Raw genomic sequence first — 17,497 nt, 5'->3', positions numbered from 1 at the left:
AAATAGGTATTCAATTAGGAATTACAATGGCTGGTGAGCCAGATGAGTTCGAAGACACTGGAAAAATCAGTATTACGCATGTGCAAATGATGCATCGTCCCATTAGTGATGACTTTCTTACTTTTGTTGAAACAAATCAGATAAAGAATGACAAAAATAAAGATTTTCGCGTGTCACATACTAAAGATGAGATTGCTGCCTCACAATTTGCCGTTGCTCAGTATATTATTAAGCATCCGGATACGGCTGTTGTACTCGAAGGCTTAAGTCATGAGTTATCTGCCGAACTCATTAATCCGGATGATCCTGTTGTACAGGAAGTACGAAAACATTTTGACCATACTACTTTTGATAAGGATTTTATTGAACTTACACCGGAGCAAAAGAAATTATTAGCTGACAAGTTTGGTGCAATGGTGGTGCTCTATGTGGGGTTATTGGATAAAATCTATCCTTCAATAAGACCTGAAACGGCAAAGGTCTTACATCAGGCAATTAAAGATATAGGGGATGATTACGAGAGATTGCGAGATGTAGCGGATGACTTTCAAAAAATACGGGAGTCAGAAGCGTTGACCTTGTCAGTAGAGGCTGCCGAAAAGTCTAACAAAACAGCAGTTTTATTATTGTATGGTGCTGAGCATCGTTTTGATTTGGCTGCAGAATTATTAGATGATGCTCGTTTGACCCTAACTGAACCAGTTGACTGCCAAATTGTGGTTAAACCTAAAGATTTTATGTCTGTAACAACGGCACACAATACGTTCTCCATGTGGAATCACTCAAAATTTTCTCAAAACAAATTAGATATAGGTAGCGATAAGTTAAAAAATTTCAAGGATAGTAAAGACGAATTTGAGAAAGAATTACCCGAGGAAGATAAGAAAAGCAACCTTAAGGGTTTCTAACTATAACGCTGAATGAATTTATATTGGAGGGTATTTAAACCCGTATAAATATAATACCAGTCTTAGATCGGGCCTAGGTTCGACAAAATCAATGTTGTAGCTTTTTTATCAACAACTAACAGTATGTTTTTTGTAAAAATATTATCCTTTTACTATATTTATTATATTGCATCGTAAATGGAATTAAGAATGCCTCGACGAAAAGAAAAACAGGAAGTTGAGATAAATCCAGAATCTTTCGATCTCCCCAAAAGCAAGGCCTCAATGGAGAGCCGGTTGCGCGATATTCTTGAAGCTATGGAATCGGTGAGGCGTGGTGATTTGTCCAAACGTCTAAAAAAGGATCAATATGATATTTTTGGAGAAATCGCGGATTCCTATAATAGTATGATGGAAGGATTGAGCAGCTTTACTTCAGAAGTAACCCGTGTTGCTCGTGAAGTGGGAACCGAAGGTAAATTAGGCGGTCAAGCTCTGGTTCCAGGCGTCACAGGTACATGGAAAGAATTAACCGATAACGTGAATGCGATGGCTGCAAACTTAACCAACCAAGTGCGTAATATTGCCCAAGTAACCACTGCAGTTGCCAGTGGTGATCTCAATCAAAAAATTACTGTTGAAGTAAAAGGCGAAGTGTTGGAATTAAAAAATACGATCAACAAGATGGTTGATAATTTAAGATCATTTTCTGGCGAAGTAACGCGGGTCGCGAAAGAGGTAGGTACCGAAGGTAAATTAGGTGGTCAGGCGCAGGTTCCCGGAGTGACTGGAACATGGAAAGAATTAACCGATAACGTCAATGCGATGGCTGCAAATTTAACCAACCAAGTGCGTAATATTGCTCAGGTTGCGACTGCGGTTGCAAAGGGTGATTTGAATCAAAAGATAACGGTTGAAGTTCAAGGTGAAATGCTGCAACTGAAAGAAACCCTTAATAAAATGGTGGATAGTTTGACGATTTTTGCTTCAGAAGTAACACGGGTTGCCAAGGAGGTGGGTACGGAAGGAAAACTGGGCGGTCAAGCACAAGTGCCAGGTGTTACGGGAACGTGGAAAGAATTGACCGACAACGTCAATGCGATGGCTGCCAATTTAACCAGTCAAGTGCGCAATATTGCGCAAGTTGCGACCGCAGTCGCAAAAGGTGATTTGAATCAGAAAATTACTGTAGAAGTACTTGGGGAGGTATTACTGCTGAAAGAAACAATTAATAAGATGGTTGATAGCTTAACGATTTTTGCTTCAGAAGTAACGCGGGTGGCCAAGGAAGTGGGTACGGAAGGAAAACTTGGTGGTCAAGCACAGGTTCCTGGGGTGACTGGAACATGGAAAGAATTAACTGATAACGTCAATGCGATGGCTGCAAACTTAACCAACCAAGTGCGCAATATTGCACAAGTTACGACAGCGGTAGCGAGTGGTAATCTGAATCAAAAAATTACCGTGGAGGTAAAAGGCGAAGTATTAGAATTAAAAAATACCATCAACGACATGGTGGATAACTTAAGATCCTTTTCAGGTGAGGTAACGCGGGTAGCGAAAGAAGTAGGTACTGAAGGTAAATTAGGCGGTCAAGCACAGGTTCCTGGAGTGACTGGAACGTGGAAAGAATTAACCGATAATGTGAATGCGATGGCAGCAAATTTAACCAGCCAAGTGCGCAATATTGCCCAAGTTGCAACCGCGGTTGCTGATGGCGATCTGAATCAAAAAATTACGGTTGAGGTCAGTGGAGAAATTCTTCAGCTTAAAGAAACACTGAACAAGATGGTTGATAACTTAAATCTTTTTGCCGCTGAGGTAACGCGGGTTGCTAAAGAAGTGGGTACTGAAGGAAAGTTAGGTGGTCAGGCATCAGTGCCAGGAGTGGGTGGTACTTGGAAAGAGCTAACCGCAAACGTTAATGCGATGGCATCTAACCTTACTGATCAGGTGCGCAATATTTCAAAAGTTGCGATTGCAATCAGTGCAGGGGATTTGACGCAAAAGATTACTGTTGAAGCCAAAGGCGAAGTATCACTTTTAAAAGAAACCATCAATAAAATGGTTGACGACCTCAATCGCTTAGCGAGTGAAGTATCCCGAGTTGCTCAAGTAGCGGGTAAAGAAGGCCGATTAAATGAGCGCGCTAATGTTGAGGGTGTTGGTGGCAGTTGGAAAGATATTGTTGATAAATTAAATAACCTTCTTAATTCCATTGCTACACCAGTGCAAGAGGTTATTCGTCTCGCGGTCGCACTTTCTATGGGTGACGTGTCGCAACGAGTCAGTATTGAAACCCAGGGTGATATCAGAACATTATCTGATGCACTGAATAAATCTTTTGATGATTTGGGTGCGTTAATTCGTTTTGCTATGGACAGTTCTACCAAAGTTTCTGGCGCGTCAGTGCAGCTAGCGGATATTTCCAAACAAGTCAGCAGCACGCTACAGCAGGCTGCGAGCACGACGCAACAAATAGCCGTTGGTGCGAAAGAACAAGCGAAAAAACTGGAATCCAGTACGCGGATCGTTACGGAACTTTCTAAATCGATTCAGCAAGGAGCCACAAATTCACGTACCGCAGCGGAAGTCACGCAAGAAGCAGCAAAACTTGCAAGCAGGGGTACCGATGCAGGAAAACAAGCGGCAACAAGGCTTAAGTCTATTGATGATATTGTGAAGTCTAATACCGATACGGTAAAAGATCTGGATAAACGAGCCAAAGAAATTGGGGTCATCGTCGGTACGACAAAAGACATTGCCGATCAAACAAACCTTCTGGCATTAAACGCAGCTATTGAAGCAGCACGTGCTGGCGAGGCGGGTCGGGGATTTGCTGTTGTGGCCGATGAAATTAGGAAGCTTGCTGAAGGTACTAAAAAAGCAGCGGTTCAAATTGAGGGTATGGTTAATACGATTCTTGAGTCGACTACCCAAGTGGTTGAAGGTATGACTACTGGTACGCAGAAGGTTACTGAATCAATCGATATTGTCAATGAAGCGTTAAGTATTCTTGGGCAAATTAGTTCTGGGACTCAGGAAATCACAGTCAAGGCGCAAGAAATTTCTACTGCAACATCAGAGCAAGCTAAGGCAGCCCTGGCTGTTGCAAAAACAACCGAAGAAATTTCGGCAACATCAGAGCAAGCAGCAGTTGGTGCAGAACAGATGTCTTCGTCAATTCAGCAACAAACTGCCAGTATGCAACAAATGACGGTGTCTGCTTCGAATTTATCAGTCCTTTCTGATGAATTAAGAACCGCATTGAAACGATTTAAAGTAGTATATATGACTTCTGAAACACAAGTGCTCAGAGGTGAATAATGCCAAATAAATCCTCATTAACACTTAAATCAAAAGAACAACGGTTGGTGCAACTTATTGTATTTCGCTCGGGGAATGAAGAGTTTTGTATCCCAATTAGTGAAGCACAAGAAATTATCAAGGTCGTCCCTATAACGCCTATTCCCGATTCGCCTTACTTTATACTCGGGTTGATCAATGTGCGTGGTGATATTGTAGCTATTATTGACATTAAGACCCTTTTTTTTCTTCCCTCGACCAATAACGATAATCCAAAGCACATTATCATCACAAAACAAAAAAGTGGGGTTTTTGGTCTAATGGTTGATGAAGTAGTAGAGGTTTTGCGGGTGAATGAGGCTGATATTAATCAGAATCCTTCCAGTATTATCAATATTCATGAAAAATATGTGAGTGGGGTAGTTATTGATGAAAATCGGTTAATCATTTTATTAAATTTATCGAGCATCTTAGCGCAAGAGGAACTTATAAAGCTATCAGCTGTAGAGCGTAATTAAAAAATGATTGCTCCGGAACTTCCGGTGGTCAGTGCAAACATGCCATACATCCATGCCGCTCGCAAAGGGCATCTTACCTTCGACAGTTTGCAAAAAACTGATCTGATTACCGGATTACTAGAGAATAGACGCTGTACATCTCAGTTGAGGAGAATATGATGGGTAAGATGGTGATGATTGTAGATGATTCCAATTTCATGCGGATAATTTTAAGAGATATCTTAAAAAATAATTTCGCAGATCTGGATATCATAGAGGCCGATGGCGAAAAATCTGCCTTACTTCAACTTAAAAAAAAATTACCCGATCTCGTCCTATTAGATGTAATCATGAATGCAAGTGAAACAGAAGGAATACAGCTCTTAGAAAAAATTCATGATAAACATCCCCACATAACGGTATTAATGATTACATCTGTTGGTCATGCATCGATTAAAGAACAGTGTAACGCCCTCGGAGCAAAAGGGTATATTCAAAAACCATTTGAGATTGAACAAATCACAAATGAACTAAAAAAATATTTATAATTCACCATAGGTGTCGTTAATGAATGATGACATGAATAAATACATAGAGGATTTTCTTAGTGAGGCAAATAATCATATCAAAAATATGAATTTGGCTCTTATTGATTGGGAAAAACATCAAGATAATAAGAAAAACCTGCAAGATATCTTTCGCTATGTCCATACATTCAAAAGTATTTCTGCAACCATGGGGTTTCAAAAAATAGCTAATCTAAGTCATGCTATTGAAGATTTACTCGATGCAATTCGCACTCAAAAAATTCCGCTCAAAAAGTGTATCAATCTTTTATTTAATTGCTTTGATTTCTTAAAAGAAGCTTTAAAAGAAATCTCAGAAGGAAAACCTGAGCCTGCTACAAAGGCAATGATTGAAGAAATTAGCTTGCTATTATCGCATGATGAGAAGCAAACTGCTGATCCAGCTGTGATCAAATCATCGAATACTGTGGAATCGGTTACAAGCATTGAAGTAAAAGTCGACCGTCTCGATAAATTACTCAATCTTACTAAAGAATTGCTTATTAATAAAATGAGATTGGAAAGTTTAAGTGAAACGATTCAATCCCCTGAATTAACTGCAACCGTAGGGATTTTGGATCAAACGCTCAATGAGTTACAGTATTACGTCATGCAAATTCGACTCGTGCCTGTAGGATTTGTTTTTGATCGTTTTTCCCGTATGGTCAGAGATCTCGCGAAACAGCAACAAAAACAAGTAGAATTACATACAGAAGGCAGAGACATTGAGGTCGATCGTTCATTAATCGACTCTATAAGTGAGTCTCTTGCCCACTTAATCAAAAATGCGATTGATCATGGTTTAGAATCCTCTGAGGTGAGAAAGACGAAAAAAAAATCTGCTGAGGGAAACATAAAATTAAGCGCGAAACGCCAAAAAGAATCAGTAGTCATTGAGGTGAGTGACGATGGTGCTGGACTTGATCTCGAGGCGATTAAAAACATTGCGATACGCCACAATTTATTACCAGTAACAGCAGCAAAATCCGAGGTAACAAACGCGATTTTTTATGGAATTTCCACTGCGGAAAAAGTTACGGATATTTCAGGAAGGGGACTCGGTTTGTCTATTGTCAAACAGACCATTGAATCCATTAATGGGACGATTGCGGTCACAACTGAAAAGGGAAAAGGGACTCAATTTACGATAAAAATTCCCTTAACCTTAACCGTTATTTTTGTTTTACTGGTGCGTCAAGGGAATCAGACCTATGCGCTTCCCTTAAATAGTATAGAACGTTTAATAACGATATCTCGCCAAGAGACAGCAAATCTCTTGCATCAAGAAGCTTTTGTATATGAGCAAATAAACGTTCCTCTTTTGCGTTTGTCCGTTCTTTTTAGGGAAAAAGTAGCAACCGAAGAACGGCAATCTATTGTTGTATTAAGCAAAGAAGAAGAATTATTGGGTTTAATTGTAGATACACTGCTTACCACGGAAGAAATTATTACTCAACCGATTAACCCAACCATTCGAGGGAGTAAATTGTTCTCTGGCACAGCATTATTAGGATCGGGCGAGACGATTTTAATTTTAGATGTCGACGAGCTTTTTCTATGTTTAAAATCAAAACAAGCAGGATGAATCATTATGAAGATAGAGAAACGATTCAATGAATTAATGAGCTTTGCAGCATCAGAAGCGACCTTTGCATTCTCAAAATTATTAAGCCAGCAGATGACATTAGCAAGTGCAGATGTCAGTGTTAACGTAAGTGAGGTACAAAGTAGCATCAAAGAGAGCATTAAAGAGGAAGTAGCTCAAATTAGTCCTGATATGGGAGGTGCTGTAATTATGACTACTCCTTTGCTTGGCACTTTAGAGGGCTTCGGTTCCTATATTTTACCAGGAACTTCTGCTTTAAGAATATGTGATGTTCTTTTGCATAGAAAGTTAGGGTCGACCCTACAATTAGGAAGTCTCGAAGAGTCAGCACTATTGGAGACTGGAAATATAATTGTCGGCTGTTTTTTAAATGCATTAGGCTATGTATCCGTATTAGATAATATTTTGCATAAAAAAATGACTCTTACAGTCAGTACCAAGAGTGAAATTCCTAATTTAAGTTATATTAGTTCTAATGGTGAATATAGAGTTCGCATTAGCTTTTACATGAAACATATTGTTCAGGACGAACGTCAGCGTATTGATATTGATGGAATTTGTGTTTTTTTCTTTGATAGTGCTAAAGTTACCGCGCTATTAAATAGGCCTCGCAATCCTGAAAAAAGCTTTTGAAATCATAGTAGATTTTAACTGCTTTTTTGGCAGGCGCCATACATTATTCTGAAATTAATCGTCTTGCAAAAAGCCGTTTATTGCTTATATACCGCCAGTCACTAAAGAAAAAGAAGAAAAAAAAAGCACTTAATAATAAATTAATATTAAAGTGGTACTATATAGGTGTAGCGATAATACTCCTAGGTTATAAATCACATTTCTATCGCTACACCAACTTCTTCACGTAAAAACTGCAAACGCAAATTAATTCAATCAAAGAGCTTTTTTCTATCTGAGGCAATGCTTGTTTTTTTAATGCTGTGTCACTAATTCTTAGTGCTTCTGGCCAATTATATTTGTCGGGCCAAGGCCCGACAAATAGGTCGTAATCATTACTTACCCTTGGTACACGTTGTAGTGCCGGTGTCTTTTCCGGATTGGGATATCCAGTTGCCTTGCAGCGATCCGTCTGGTTTTATTGTAATGGATAATACGCCAATTATCGTGTTATCTGCTACACCCCAAAAAGAACTGGACATAAAATTATTTACATTCGGACTCATTAATCCCGTACCATACAGCACCGGATTACCAGTACTATCATCCCATTCAGAGTTATAAGTATCGCCAGTTTGCGATATGGTAAGAGAAAAGTTCTTATTACCTAATAAAGTGCCATTCCATTGACATTTATAATTTCCTGCAAGTGATGGAGATGTGCTGGCAGTAGGATTGTCAGCATAAATTGTTGGGGTAATGAAATATAATATGGCTGTTAAAGAGATACCTGCCACTGCTGCTTTCATAACAAACTCCTTTTGTTAATTCACTATATACATGCTACGTTAAGATGATTTTTTGCAACTAAATGTGGCGGCTTGATTCCTACCGCTTTGCGCCCATTTACCTTCTAAAGTACCGTCAGGCTTAACGATGAAAAATTGAGCAAAGGTAGTCGTCATATCTTTAGACCACCAAAATAAAAATGCGTAAGCATTATTTAGATCCTTATTTTGTAAACCAATCCCAACAATACTTGGTGTGGTATCATTTATTCCTTTTTTCGACATTCTGTAATTATTGTCGCTGCCTTTTTTAATGGTAAGTATTTCTGTACCATCTGGCGGGGTAGAAAAAGGATCATGGAAACTGCATGAATAGGTGCCTGAAATATCTGTCGTTGAAGTTTGAGTTTTAGGTGCATCTGCAAAAGCGTTAGATAAAAAGGCGAAACAACTAAATGTCCCTAACATAATTGAGCGTGAAATCCGATTCATAGAAATCATAAAAAACTCCTTTTATTTATTTCATCATGTCCAACATCTTTAGCTTTTAGAATTCCGTTGTAAATATTATAGATTATCTTGCAAGAGTTAATAGAGCAATAACTAAATTATAGAAAGCGGGTTGTACTTAAAATGCTCGCCTTTACACGTGAAATGTCAATTTAGCCCCACTTACTCTCAACTTAGATCTATAATTAATCAATATCAACAAAAAAGAATATATATGCCCTACACAACAAAGCTATTAAATGCTCAAAATGAAGAACTGGCTTTTCAAACTGTAGTGAAGCCTTCACCTCGAGGTAAGAAATATCTGGCTTTTGAGGTTTATATCGGCGAAGGGAAAAATCGTAAACTTGTAGGCGCGATGGATTACAATGTGCGACCGCACTGTATTCACATTAATCGCATGGATAATTTTCAAAATGGGTTTCCACCCCAAAATCCCCAGTTTATCAAACACATGGGCTATCTATTTCTTGAGCACGCATTACGAGAGAGTTTTGCCAGAGGATTTCAAGGTAAATTGGAATTAGAAGCGATTGAGTATTCTCCTATTGCCTATTTTAAATTTGGAATGAGAAAAGACAGTCGTATGGCATGTGAAATGTCTGACTTATTTCTTGCAATCAATATGATAGAAAATTTTAATGAATCCATGCCTATGGATCAACGCAAACAGTTTCGTAGCGAACTACTTGATAGTTTGTGTTTTGGAAACTTCTTATTTAACAGCGAAGATCTTGAAACAAAGAAAGCACTTGAAATGGCAGTTGATAAAATGCTTGCAGGCGAGACTAAAGGACAGATACTTGAGGCTAAAGAAGACTTGCTTCAATTGATTGAGAAGCGGATGAAATTAATCAAGGAATCTACGTGGGGAATACCTTATCAATTATTACTCAGTACGGCTGCATCACAGTTAGGTATTCCAAAAGATCAAAGTGATACTTTAACTTTTAAACAAATCATCGAGTATGGTTGTCAAGATGTTGATAATTTAGAATTTTCTAATTGGGTAACGAATCCAGAAACGGCTAAATTACCCCCAGAAGAATTTGCTAAAGCCTATTTATCGCAAATGTTAAAGTGTAGGATGCAGAGCTCGATGCATCTTCCTGAAGCTGCCAGACAAAAAAAGATGCTTGAGCTTCAGATTGATCCGCAAAAACCATTTCATGGAATAGAACATCATGAGGATAAACGCATTCCACTAGTCGATAAAATGATTGGCAAATTAAGCAAAGTACCTTCGTCAAGTCATTTAAACTATCTGTTAGGGGAGCTTAAAGAGAATCTTCTTAAAGGCAACGAGGATTCTAAGTCATTACTACATGACATTGAATCAATAAAAACCAAAATAGAGCAGAAAAAAAAGCTTGCCCCTAAAGTCGATAAAAAGGAAGAGTCTGAATCGGGTCCATTTTCTTTTTGGTCAAAGCCGACTGACGTTTATGACGAATTGATGGACTTAATAGGACAACTTGAGCAGATTGCAAAAAACTCATCAAATTTGACTCTACAGTAATCAAAAAATCAATAATCAAGCGAGTTGCGAGTCATCACATCTTCTCATGGTGTGCAAATAACGATATAATTGCACAACGATTAAGAATACATTCTGTTAATAAACTCAATCGTCCATTATCCTGATTTAAGAAGAAGTCATTATGCAATCCACCAGATTCCAGCTACCGCTTGTAGCGCTCATTGTTATTTCACTATTAGGTTGTTGTATGGAAATCGATATTTCCTTACCCAGTTTTCCTAGCATTATGACTTTTTTCGGTAGCACTGAGGCACAAGTTCAAAACACATTAAGTCTTAATTTTTTAGCATTCTGCCTCTCTGGTTTGTTGTATGGACCATTATCCGAAACTTTAGGACGACGTGGGTTAATGATTTTTGGAGCGACCTGTTTCTTAATTGGAGCAGTTGGTTGTGTGTTTTCATTTTCTATTTACCAATTAATGCTTTGGCGTTTTATTCAAGGTTTGGGTGCCAGCAGTACTTTAGTGATGGGTTTTGCCATGATCTCCGATCGGTATAGTGGCGAAGTGGCTGCTCGTTATATTGGTAAAATTAACGCCTATGTCACGATTTTCATGGCAGCAGCCCCCATTTTAGGCAGTGCCATTATCAACTATTTTACTTGGCGAGCTAATTTTTCCTTCGTAGCGATTATTGCTCTGATTTCATGGCTTTTTCTGCTATGGCAATTACCGGAAACCAAAACAGAAAAGCAGCCTTTAAAGGTTATGAACATATTTAAAGACTATTGGACCGTTTCCACGCATGGAAAGTTTTTAATTTATGCCAGTATGCCCAATATGTTAGTTACGGCTTATTTAACTTTTGTAGGTAGTGCTTCGTTTTATTATATTAATACCTGTAAATTATCTTATTTCCAATTCGCTATGCAGCAAGGGCTCATTGTATTACTGTTTTCTCTCACCAGTTTTTATGCTGAAAAAGTAATCTCAAGAATCGGTAGTCGCAAAGCAGTCCATTTGGGGATAGTGTGTTGTGCAATATCCATTGTGCTGTTCACTTATTTTGCGTTCCAGTATCCTGATTCGCCACGTTTGATTACCTTTGCAATGTGCTGGATGGCGGTAGGTTGCGCATTTCCAATGAGCGTGACTTTTGCACAATCTTTAGAAATTTTACCTAATCTCAAAGGAGTGTGTTCTTCATTCATTATGTCAACTCGTTTGTTTATTTCGTCAGGAGCCGTTGCTTTAACGGGTCTATGGTTTGACGGCTCGATGCGTCCTGTTGCTCTTGTTATTGATGGAGCTATCATTTTAGGAATTGGCATGTATTTTATCATAGAACGAATGATGCTCCCAAAGGAAAGTCTATTGGAAACAGCTTGATTCTTTGTTGTGTTGGGCCAAGGCTCAACCTATCTTTATTGTTTTTTTCCTAATGTGTGCCCAAGGTGAAGTTGTGCAGAAAAAAATTGAAATCTTAAATCGTTACAAACCAGTTTCTACTATCCGTTTAATTTACAATAGGCTACAAATACTCTCTTTTGATGTTCGTACTGAGGCAACTAAGAAATATGGAACTTACTTTTTAGATCGGGTCATAACACCTAAAGGACTTGCGACGGTTATTGGAGTACATAATGATCATCTATGGTTTTGGGTTGATAATTCTACAGGCCCAAGCTATTGGGATAATATTGTTGATAATATTTTCCGTCCTCCTTATAACTTTCGTGAAAGTGCAGATACCAATTATCCTGTGGCAGTGCAAGAGGCACTCAATAAAGCGGTTGAATTTAGTATTCCCTTTAGGAAACTTAACCAATCTATTGATTTATTAATTTTGTTAAAGCAATTAGATGAGCATAACCCTGAATTTCTGGTGAACATGTTGAAGTTGGCTTTAAAGGAAAACCCAGGCGAGATGAACAAACAACTCGGGTCATTGATTCAAGAATTTGAGACTTTATCTGTTTCGGATCTGGAGTTTGTTGCGGAACTTGCTGAATCAGCTCAAGAGTCCAAAGAACCACAGTTGGCTCATTTTTTGCACGATACAAGGATGAACAAGGTGGCGATGATTCAAGCGATAACGGTCAGTAATGTGGTGAGTAATTTGCAAGCTCAAATCGATGCGCTTGAAGAAAGACTGAAACTGTTGAAGCAAGAAAGCCAACCTGTTCTTTATAGTAAGCTTGGTGCACTGAAATTAAATCTGGAAGAAAGCCGGAATAATTTACTCAAATCTGTTGAAACATTGAATGCCGTAGACTCCAAAGTCATTCAACTAAAAAAACTAAGCGCATACAAGTCTTTTCATTCTCTTTTAAATGCACTCATTGATGCATATTATGAGTTGCAAATCAATCAAAACGCCCCTGCGGATTTAGAGCATTATCTTGCAGGAGCCGCCAGAATCACGCAATTTTTATATGATCATGGTCATCATTTCTTTGATATGGAAGCTGAGTCCGCTTCCAGTAATGACAATAAACAAGAACAGTCTGGGTCATTGAGTCGACTTGAGCTGATGTATCTTTTCTTATTGTTGAGCGGTGGTGCTGCGATGTCCAAAACGTTACAGGCACGCGTTTACTTTCAGATCTTTGAAGCACTCAACATCAAGCCCAGTGATAATGAGAATATGCCTGAGACTTTTAATTTAGTAAATTTTGTTACGAACAAACCCGATGAGTTTGTAAAACTCTATCGTAATTTCTTTGTGATTGAAGGGCCATGCAAACAAAAGGTTGAGGAGCTGATTGCGAAAAAACACCCTGTCTTATTAGCGGAATTAGGTAAGTTGACCAACTATTACGCTGCAGCTTTGAACGCGAGTGTCAAGCAGTCTGATGCAAAACCTGGAGCCAAACAAGAAGCAAATTATTATTTTAAACAGGGGATCAATTATCTCTTACAGTCCCTAAAACAGGGCACACCTCAGGCAGTTGAGGCGATTGATATTCTGATGACCACAGATAAAGAGCATCAAATAGAGGGGATTGGTGAAATCGCAAAAGAGCTGGCTGCATATTTTACTCATACCAGGAACTTTGCTAAAGCACACCATTATTTAACGGTTGCCTTGGAATGCCAGGATCAGGGATCTAAGGAGCTGCAAAACGAATTACACATGCTGCAAGTCAAACTCACTCTTTTAGAACGCAGTGGTGCCGAGCAAAAAGGAGCTCTTGCGGTATTAATGCAAAAGGTAAAAGAAGGCGATCGATCTGCTCTTGCTTTACTTGAAGAATTAAGCGCCCATGTGCCTGCAGTTGCTTTTGCTGCGGTAGTTTATTGGCATGATGAAGACATCACGAAACTGTCATCCGCATTGTTGGAGATTGCAGCAAAGGAGAGCCCTGACCTTGTTGCATGGTATCAAAATCGCTATCGAGTAGTGTGCCAAGCACAAAAGCCTTCTCTTGATTTAATCTTGAAAGCAGTAAAAGCTGATTTTGCTCCGGCGATTGCGGAGTTTAATAGGTTACTCGATCCGATATACATACAAGATAAAAAAGACACGTTGTTACCAATTATTTCGGATTTTGAGATCTCGCAACATATTGATCCAGAGATTTTTATGAGGATTCTTGTGCACTATCGTACTGCACAAGATTTATCGAATGAGACTTTGAATCAGATCATAAATTCTTTAGCTCATACTTCTTTTAAGCAGCCAAACAGATATTTTGCACTGCTCTCGCTTGGGCTCTATGATTTAAAACATTGGATTGGCACCGAGGAGTTTATTGCCGTTCTTTACGCAATCAAAAGAACAGGATTACTGACTGATAAAAATGATATCTTATTGAAAACGATAGCCGGTCTATTTATCGATCTAGGCGCTGAAAATCATTCGATGTTTTATGCTTTTCTTCAAGAGTTTATCCAAAGCTATCCAGAGTTAGCTCATGCGCTTTATCAAAACTCCGATGCATGGGCTACGTTAAAAAACAATGACCAAATAGCCAGTATTGTTTCTAGAGTTGTGAAAGATAAGAAAGGACCTGAAGAAGGAAGCGCTCTCAGTAACTTGTCTCTATTTAATGATAAAAATAATAAAGAAAATCAGACCAAATTATCAAAAGAAGAAATCGATATGAAAACTGATGCCCAGGCGTTTCAAAAGGATGTTGACGGATCAGCTACAGTTGGGGATTCTGAAGAACGAGATCATGTTAGCTCCCCTAAATAAATGATTTTTTAAAACCAAATAAGGAAGATGTAGGTTGGGCCAAAATGCTGCGTTTTATGTGATTCGATACATTTGTACAATTTTTATCCACATAAACGTGTTTGTTTTTATTAGATGATTATGTTAAAAATCATCTACTTAAGATTGCAATAAATTTGCAAATATCTTTTTATCAAGAGATTTTCATGGACGAAAATAATAATAAATCCCTAACTTTCCATGTCTGGGTGGTCTGTGCACTGGGTTTGTTCATTGATGGTTATGATTTATATATTGCTTCAGTCGCTGAACCGTTCATTAATGCGATATATCATCCTTCTTCTCTTATGATTGGCCTCACTCAGGCTGCAGCACCTCTTGGTGCTGTATTTGGTGCGATCATTGTTGGGCGATTGGCGGATATGTTGGGTAGGAAAAGCATGCTCATTATCAATCTTATTTTTTTTGTACTGATTGCCATTTGTTCCGCATTTGCCTGGAGTATCACCTCTCTTTGCGTTTTTCGATTTTTACTTGGTTTTGGGGTTGGTGCTGATTATCCAATTTGTGCAGCCTATTTGGCTGAAATGATACCCGCTCGTAAAAGCAGCCAATTTATTGCAACTGCTATGTTTATCAATTGCCTTGCCTCTCCAGTAGGCGTAATTGTTGCCTGGTTTTTATTTAAATTGCATCCTCAACTTGATGTTTGGCGGTGGATATTTGCTTCAGGAGCGATCCCTGCAGTGATAGGGTTGTTATTTAGAGCCAAGCTACCAGAAAGTTTTTTATGGAAAGTTCATCATGGTTTAAAACCTCAATCAAGACGTTCTGTCTTTACACAATACCAATTGATTTTTTCTCCAAGAATGATAAGGATTACTGTTTGTCTCTGTTTTTGCTGGTTTTTATTAGATATCTCTTATTACGGAATAGGGCTTTTCACACCTTATGTCTTACAGGCATTTAATTTGTCTAGTGAGGCCAATTTTTTGAGTGCACAAACCGAAGTGCTGAAAAGCACTTTAGTGGTCAATGTTTTTGTTTCCTTAGGTGCTTTTGCAGTTATTTTTTTTGTTAATCAGGTATCGTTGATTAAACTGCAGATGATAGGATTCTTATTTTCATTTTTGGGATTATTAATCCTTAGCATAAGCTATCTGTTCCCAAGCATTGGCATTATTTTTACTGGTTTTATATTATTCAACTTTTTTATAAACTTTGGTCCAGGAATTACAACGTATCTTTTGCCTGCAAAAATCTATAATCCCGAATTTAAAGCCACAGGACATGGATTAGCTGCTGGAGCCGGAAAATTGGGTGCGTTTATTGGAACCGTATTTTTGCCGATTTTCCAAGCTCGATTGGGTATCTATATGACCTTAGCGATTCTTGCCAGCACTCTGTTACTAGGCTGGTTGCTAACAAAATGGCTAGCACAAGAAGAGGGTAAATTAGCTAATTTACCGGATTCAATTTCTGAAAGTACCGTGTTATCAACGCCTTGAAAGGGGAAATTATGGATTATCAATTGAGTGAAGAACACCACAGTTTTTGGAAGGAACAAGGATTTGTGATCTTGCGAGATTTTCTCTTTTGGGATATGAAACAACATCTGCAAACTTGGTGTGATGAATTAACATCTTGGCCTGAAACACCAGGAAAGTGGATGAAGTATTTTGAGAAAAATGCTAAGGGAGAGCGTCAGCTTTGTCGCGTTGAAAATTTTATTGATTACCATCAGGGTATGTATGAGGTTGCCAACAGCGCACGTACCTTAAATCTAGTCTCTTCATTGATGGGAGAGCAAGCGGCGATTTTCAAAGAAAAAATTAATTATAAATTTCCTGGTGGAGGAGGATTTAAGCCGCACCAAGATGCTCCCGCATTTATTAGCTTTAATCAGCGATTTCACATCACCATGATGGTTGCCATAGATGATTGCACCGTAGAAAACGGTTGTTTGCAAGTGGTTCAAGGGGGCGCTAATAAGCCTACTATTCTTCCTCAAGAAGTGGACGGTTCAATTAAAAAAGAGATTGCTACAGAGTTTCAATGGTCGCCAATTGAATGCAAAACAGGAGATGTTATTTTATTTGACTCCTATTTGCCTCATTATTCTGAGGCTAATCGTACGAATAAACCGCGTCGGGCGATTTTCATTACCTTTAGCAAATTTTCTGAAGGTGGGGTTAAACGAGAAGCCTATTATAAGGATAAGAGAGAAAAATTCCCTCCAGATTGTGAGCGCGATCCTAATAAAGATTATTCGGCAGGCGCTGCCATTTATAATGTTGCCAATCCTATTTCTGAAATGATGCTATGAACACAATGAATTACATAGACCAAAAAATTGATAGGGCGTTTCAATATTTGTATCGTGCTAAAGACCTGGATTACATAGGTGAGCACATTTCACAATTTGAGCACGCGCTACAGTGCGCTTATTTTGCCGAGCAAGCAGGACATAGCCAGGAAGTCATCCTTGCTTGCTTATTTCATGATATAGGACATTTTGCTTTGAATACCAAGCAAAATAAGATGGCAGATTTAGGCGTAGTGTATCATGAATGGATCGGTGCGAGTTTAATATATGAGTTAGGATTTTCTGCAAAAATCGCCTTACTCATCGGTAATCATGTGAATGCCAAGCGCTATCTTGCAGGAAAGAAAACAGATTATTCTGAGCGTTTATCTGAAGCAAGTAAGAAAACACTTTCTTTTCAAGGCGGGGTGATGTCCGAGGATGAAATGTTTCGTTTTGAAACGAACATCCATTTTAAAGATATATTGCGAGTACGGGTTAACGATGAAAAAGCCAAAGAAATAGGTTTGGTGATTCCCGAACTCGCTTATTACCGTCCTTATTTATACAAACATTTTGAAGAAACTGTTAAATCAACTGAGAGTATAGTGCTACCTGATTATGTTGATGAGGTATGGGTGGAAGAGTTTAAGGTATTTCTTGAGAGTGAGTGCAATGAGAAAGGGGTAATTTCGGGTTGATATCCCCTTGTTCCCTAGACACCCCGCTTTATGCCCGGTATCTAGAGATCTTGTAGAG

14 protein-coding genes are annotated in these 17,497 nt (G+C 38.6%); 12 read left to right on the top strand and 2 right to left on the bottom strand.

The features are described from left to right. Nucleotides 1–26 precede the first annotated feature (26 nt). The 6 genes from Lstg_RS14635 to Lstg_RS14610 all read left to right on the top strand — a co-directional run bounded on the left by Lstg_RS14635 (nucleotide 27) and on the right by Lstg_RS14610 (nucleotide 7,495). Nucleotides 27–908, top strand: a complete 882-nt coding sequence (locus Lstg_RS14635; RefSeq protein ID WP_058478413.1) for a hypothetical protein — start codon at nucleotides 27–29, stop codon at nucleotides 906–908. Between the two features lie 189 nt (nucleotides 909–1,097). Next, nucleotides 1,098–4,214 carry a HAMP domain-containing protein gene (locus Lstg_RS14630; RefSeq protein ID WP_058478412.1) on the top strand — a complete coding sequence of 1,039 codons (3,117 nt, stop codon included), beginning with the start codon at nucleotides 1,098–1,100 and terminating at the stop codon, nucleotides 4,212–4,214. Next, a complete protein-coding gene (locus tag Lstg_RS14625) occupies nucleotides 4,214–4,711 on the top strand; it encodes a chemotaxis protein CheW (RefSeq protein WP_058478411.1) in 498 nt (165 codons plus the stop codon). Before Lstg_RS14630 ends, Lstg_RS14625 begins: the two co-directional genes overlap by 1 nt. A gap of 155 nt (nucleotides 4,712–4,866) precedes the next feature. Beyond that, complete coding sequence (locus tag Lstg_RS14620) at nucleotides 4,867–5,238, top strand: response regulator (protein ID WP_082650866.1); 372 nt, start codon at nucleotides 4,867–4,869, stop codon at nucleotides 5,236–5,238. A 19-nt stretch (nucleotides 5,239–5,257) separates the two neighbouring features. Beyond that, the gene (locus Lstg_RS14615; RefSeq protein ID WP_058478409.1) at nucleotides 5,258–6,841 is read left to right on the top strand and encodes a chemotaxis protein CheA; all 1,584 of its coding nucleotides are present in this window, start codon (nucleotides 5,258–5,260) and stop codon (nucleotides 6,839–6,841) included. Between the two features lie 6 nt (nucleotides 6,842–6,847). Further along, on the top strand, nucleotides 6,848–7,495 hold the full coding sequence (locus Lstg_RS14610; protein ID WP_058478408.1) for a hypothetical protein: 648 nt from the start codon (nucleotides 6,848–6,850) through the stop codon (nucleotides 7,493–7,495). A 374-nt stretch (nucleotides 7,496–7,869) separates the two neighbouring features. On the opposite strand, the gene Lstg_RS14605 is transcribed toward Lstg_RS14610, so the two are convergent. Both Lstg_RS14605 and Lstg_RS14600 read right to left on the bottom strand, forming a co-directional pair. Next, the gene (locus Lstg_RS14605; protein ID WP_058478407.1) at nucleotides 7,870–8,283 is read right to left on the bottom strand and encodes a hypothetical protein; all 414 of its coding nucleotides are present in this window, start codon (nucleotides 8,281–8,283) and stop codon (nucleotides 7,870–7,872) included. Between the two features lie 39 nt (nucleotides 8,284–8,322). Beyond that, nucleotides 8,323–8,763 carry a hypothetical protein gene (locus tag Lstg_RS14600; protein WP_238585448.1) on the bottom strand — a complete coding sequence of 147 codons (441 nt, stop codon included), beginning with the start codon at nucleotides 8,761–8,763 and terminating at the stop codon, nucleotides 8,323–8,325. A 223-nt stretch (nucleotides 8,764–8,986) separates the two neighbouring features. Here Lstg_RS14600 and Lstg_RS14595 point away from each other — a divergent pair, with 223 nt between their 5' ends. The 6 genes from Lstg_RS14595 to Lstg_RS14570 all read left to right on the top strand — a co-directional run bounded on the left by Lstg_RS14595 (nucleotide 8,987) and on the right by Lstg_RS14570 (nucleotide 17,439). Continuing rightward, entirely contained in the window at nucleotides 8,987–10,291 is a 1,305-nt protein-coding gene (locus Lstg_RS14595; protein WP_058478406.1) for a hypothetical protein, read from the top strand. Nucleotides 10,292–10,433: 142 nt separating this feature from the next. Beyond that, entirely contained in the window at nucleotides 10,434–11,642 is a 1,209-nt protein-coding gene (locus Lstg_RS14590; protein ID WP_082650865.1) for a multidrug effflux MFS transporter, read from the top strand. Nucleotides 11,643–11,715: 73 nt separating this feature from the next. Further along, on the top strand, nucleotides 11,716–14,454 hold the full coding sequence (locus Lstg_RS14585) for a hypothetical protein (RefSeq protein ID WP_133129205.1): 2,739 nt from the start codon (nucleotides 11,716–11,718) through the stop codon (nucleotides 14,452–14,454). Nucleotides 14,455–14,639: 185 nt separating this feature from the next. Continuing rightward, the gene (locus Lstg_RS14580) at nucleotides 14,640–15,941 is read left to right on the top strand and encodes an MFS transporter (protein ID WP_058478403.1); all 1,302 of its coding nucleotides are present in this window, start codon (nucleotides 14,640–14,642) and stop codon (nucleotides 15,939–15,941) included. 11 nt (nucleotides 15,942–15,952) lie between these two features. Further along, entirely contained in the window at nucleotides 15,953–16,759 is an 807-nt protein-coding gene (locus tag Lstg_RS14575; protein ID WP_058478402.1) for a phytanoyl-CoA dioxygenase family protein, read from the top strand. Nucleotides 16,760–16,764: 5 nt separating this feature from the next. Then, nucleotides 16,765–17,439 carry an HD domain-containing protein gene (locus Lstg_RS14570; RefSeq protein WP_082650868.1) on the top strand — a complete coding sequence of 225 codons (675 nt, stop codon included), beginning with the start codon at nucleotides 16,765–16,767 and terminating at the stop codon, nucleotides 17,437–17,439. Nucleotides 17,440–17,497: the final 58 nt, after the last annotated feature.

The organism is Legionella steigerwaltii, assembly GCF_001468065.1.
Taxonomy (GTDB): Bacteria; Pseudomonadota; Gammaproteobacteria; order Legionellales; family Legionellaceae; genus Legionella; species Legionella steigerwaltii.
This window is presented reverse-complemented; position numbering and strand designations above follow the sequence as displayed.